The 3,845-nt window shown below is 27.7% G+C and carries 2 protein-coding genes and 2 tRNA genes; 3 read left to right on the forward strand and 1 reads right to left on the reverse strand.

Features of this window, described 5'->3' with window-relative positions; all coding sequences use genetic code 11:
* Positions 1-6: 6 nt before the first annotated feature.
* The 3 genes from I2A75_RS17755 to pulA all read left to right on the forward strand — a co-directional run bounded on the left by I2A75_RS17755 (position 7) and on the right by pulA (position 3,053).
* Positions 7-80, forward strand: a tRNA-Gly gene (locus I2A75_RS17755).
* 169 nt (positions 81-249) lie between these two features.
* Positions 250-858 (forward strand): copper homeostasis protein CutC, encoded by a 609-nt coding sequence (locus tag I2A75_RS17760; RefSeq protein WP_195266928.1) that lies wholly within the window; start codon positions 250-252, stop codon positions 856-858.
* A 197-nt stretch (positions 859-1,055) separates the two neighbouring features.
* Positions 1,056-3,053, forward strand: coding sequence for a type I pullulanase (pulA, locus tag I2A75_RS17765; RefSeq protein WP_195266929.1), 1,998 nt, complete (start codon positions 1,056-1,058; stop codon positions 3,051-3,053).
* 157 nt (positions 3,054-3,210) lie between these two features.
* On the opposite strand, the gene I2A75_RS17770 is transcribed toward pulA, so the two are convergent.
* Positions 3,211-3,287 (reverse strand) — tRNA-Arg (locus tag I2A75_RS17770).
* Positions 3,288-3,845 lie beyond the last annotated feature (558 nt).

The following is a 3,845-nucleotide window of genomic DNA, read 5'->3' on the forward strand; positions in this document are numbered from 1 at the left end:
TAATATGCGGGTGTAGCTCAATGGTAGAGCCCTTGCCTTCCAAGCAAGTTACGTGAGTTCGATTCTCATCACCCGCTCCAAAAGAAAAGACAACTTAAGTTAGTTGTCTTTATTTTTTTTCTTGATTAATATATATTAATATGTAAAATCCACAAGTGTAGCATGAAATATGACTAAATATGTGGATAAATTTTAATGTACTGTGGATGGATTTATTATTAATTATTTCAATGGGATTAGGAGGAGTTTATGATATTTGAAGCATGTACGGGTTGCTATGAAGATGCAGTTAGAGCAGAAGCAAATGGGGCAAATAGAATAGAACTATGTGATAATTTACTTGAAGGTGGGACAACACCTAGCTATGGGACTATAAAAAAGACGATAGAAAATATAAATTTACCTATAAATGTGATAATTAGACCAAGGGGTGGTAATTTTATTTATAACAGTATAGAAAAGGAAATAATGTATACTGATATAGAAGTTTGTAGGAGTTTAGGAGCAAATGCTATTGTAATAGGTGCATTAACAGAGGATGGGAAAGTTGATGCAAGTTTTATGAAAAGGGTAAAAGAAGTTAGCGGAGATTTAAATATAACTTTTCACATGGCATTTGATGAAATAGTGGATAAAAAATTAGCTATTGATGAATTAGTTGAATTAGGTGTAGATAGAATATTAACTAAGGGTGGAAATATATCTGCATTAAATAATTTAGATACCTTAAAAGAGTTAATTGAGTATGCTAATAATAGAATAATTATAGTCCCAGGAGCTGGAATTAATAAGGAAAATAGGGATTTAGTAATAGAAAAAACGAAAGCTAAAGAAATACATGGAACAAAAATCGTATAATATATAAAAATAAGCCTTATATCATATTTACAAGATATAAGGCTTATTTTTATATAAGGGTTTAATATTTAAATCATATAATATAAGACAAAGTCATAAGAAATTAATATTAAGTTTGTATTTAAATACAAACATACTTCTAAAAATAAAAAAGAATATTACTTTGTAATATAATTAGCTAATAAGGAGGCGATATAATGTATTTTAACTATAAAAATTATGACTCTATAGAATTTGAAGACTTATATAGATATGATGGTGAACTTGGAGCTATATATTCATCTACAAAAACAAAGTTTAGATTATGGGCACCTTTAGCAGCGAATGTAAAGATAAATTTGTATGGAAAAGATGGCTATGATTATGAATCAAAAGCAAATAAAACTGTTAATATGGATCTCAGAGAAAAAGGAATTTGGGAAATTGAAATAAGTGGAAATCTAGACGGCGAATTCTATAACTATTTAGTAAATATAGATGGAAAAGAGTATGAGGCTGTAGATCCATATGCAAAAGCAGTTGGTGTAAATGGAAAAAGGGGAATGATTATAGACTTAAATAAAACAAATCCTGATGGATGGGAAAATCATAAAAAGCCAGTTTTAGAGAATTCACTAGATGCAGTAATTTACGAAATGAACGTTAGGGATTTTACTATAGACAGTAATTCAGGAATAGATAATGAAATAAGGGGAAAGTTTAAAGGGATTTGTCAGGATAACTCTGCTATAAAAGGAACTGAAATTAAAACAGGGCTAAGCCACTTAAAAGAACTAGGAGTGAATGTTATACAATTACTACCTAGCTTTGATTATAAAACAGTAGATGAGAGACGATTTAATGAAAATGAATATAATTGGGGCTATGATCCATTAAATTATAATGTTCCTGAAGGATCATATTCAACTAATCCTTATTTAGGTGAAGTCAGAATAAAGGAATTTAAAGAATTAATAATGAAGTTACATGAGTCTGGATTTAAAGTAGTTATGGATGTAGTTTATAATCATACAGCAGATACAGAAAATTCTAATTTTAATTCTATAGTACCTAAATACTATTATCGTCAAAATAATGATGGTGGTTTCTCAAATGGATCAGGATGTGGTAATGAAATTGCGTCAGAAAGAATTATGGTAAGGAAATTCATTGTTGATTCATTAAAATACTGGGTAAATGAATATAAAATAGATGGATTTAGATTTGATTTAATGGGACTTCATGATATTGAGACAATGAAGGTAATTAGGGAAGAGCTTAATAAAATAGATAGAGGTATATTAATATATGGTGAGGGATGGAAGGCTAGTGATTCACCATTATCTAATGAAAGGCTATCTCTTAAGAATAATATAAGAAAATTTGGAAATCTACAAATAGGAGCTTTTAGTGATGACATAAGAGATGCGATAAAAGGTGATGTTTTCGAAAAAGAAAAAGGTGGCTTTATAAATGGTGGAATAGATTTTGAAGAGAGCTTAAAGTTTGGTATAGTTGCTTCAGTAAAACATAAAGACATAGATTATGATAGAGTAATTTATTCAAATGACTATTGGGCTAATGAACCATATCAAGTTATAACATATACATCAGCTCATGACAATTATACGTTATGGGATAAATTATCCTTAGCTAAGCCATTATCAACAAAGAAAGAAAGAATTGCTATGAATAAAATGGCAGCAGCGATAGTATTAACATCTCAAGGGATTCCTTTTATACATTCAGGAGATGAAATATTAAGGACAAAAGTAGATGCTAATGGACACTTAATAGAAAATAGTTATAAATCACCAGATAGTGTTAATAAATTCGATTGGAGTAGAAAAGAAATTTATATAGATATATTCGAATACTATAAAAGCTTAATTCAATTAAGGAAAGATCACAAAGTATTTAAAATGAACTCATCAAAAGAGATAGAGGAAAGTATCCAATTTTTAAAAATGGGAGAAAATTTTACAGAAAAAAATATAGTTGGTTATATAGCTGATGGAAATAAAGTAGGAGACTCTATTGGGAAAATAGTAATTATATTTAATTCTAATAAGTACCCAGTAGAAGTAAAATTAAATCATAATAAATTAAGGGTAATAGTAGATAAGAATAATATAAATGAGGATGGACTTTATAATATAGAAGGTAATAAAGTTAAGGTTGAGCCTATTTCTACAATGATAATGAAATATATATAAATTGAAAAGTGGTTTTTTAGTGAAGAGTGAAGAGTGAAAAGTTAAAGGTGTTTTGTTTTGCAAAACTAAATTTAAGTTATACGAAGGATTTCTTCCTTAATTTTTTCACTCTTTCATTTTTTATTCTTTCACTATTTTATTTAACAAAATGTAACAATGGTGCACCTAGAGGGGCTCGAACCCCCGACGCTTGGATTCGAAGTCCAACGCTCTATCCAACTGAGCTATAGATGCATAGATAAATTCATTTTGCTAGTATATTATAATACTAATATTTTAAAATTTCTATAGTTTAGTTATTTTGAAATTCAAATATTACAAATATTATATAGTAAAATAAAAAGATATTTAGAAATACATAATATATAATAAGCAATAATATAATTAATGGAAGAATATAATTAATGGAAGTAAAATACTAATATACAATATAATGTGATGTAAGTATTCTTAAACTTATCCTGGAGTATCAATATATATAAAATAAAGAAAAAGTTTAAAATTATAAGGAAATAATGAATAATTTAAGAAATATAGCATATATTTATATTTGTGTACTGAAAGCTATGATAGAATAGTCAATGTTCTTGAGGAAAACAAGTTATTAACAACAATAAAAAAAATGTTGACAATAACTCCTAAGGATGTTAAGATATAGAAGTCGCTTGTTCGACAAGATCTTTGAAAATTGAACAGAAAATAAGTTAAGTAAAATAAACCAGCAATTCTTTTAGACGTCTTAAAATTAAGACTCAAAGTAATTTGAGCGAAGAGATTAAACTTTTTATTGAG

Source organism: Clostridium sp. 1001275B_160808_H3 (assembly GCF_015550425.1).
Taxonomy (GTDB): Bacteria; Bacillota; Clostridia; order Clostridiales; family Clostridiaceae; genus Clostridium.

What these genes read in the sequence shown, in the direction of transcription:
- I2A75_RS17760 (WP_195266928.1), top strand. Translation starts at nt 250, where the DNA reads ATGATATTTGAAGCATGTACGGGTTGCTATGAAGATGCAGTTAGAGCA.
- pulA (WP_195266929.1), top strand. Translation starts at nt 1,056, where the DNA reads ATGTATTTTAACTATAAAAATTATGACTCTATAGAATTTGAAGACTTA.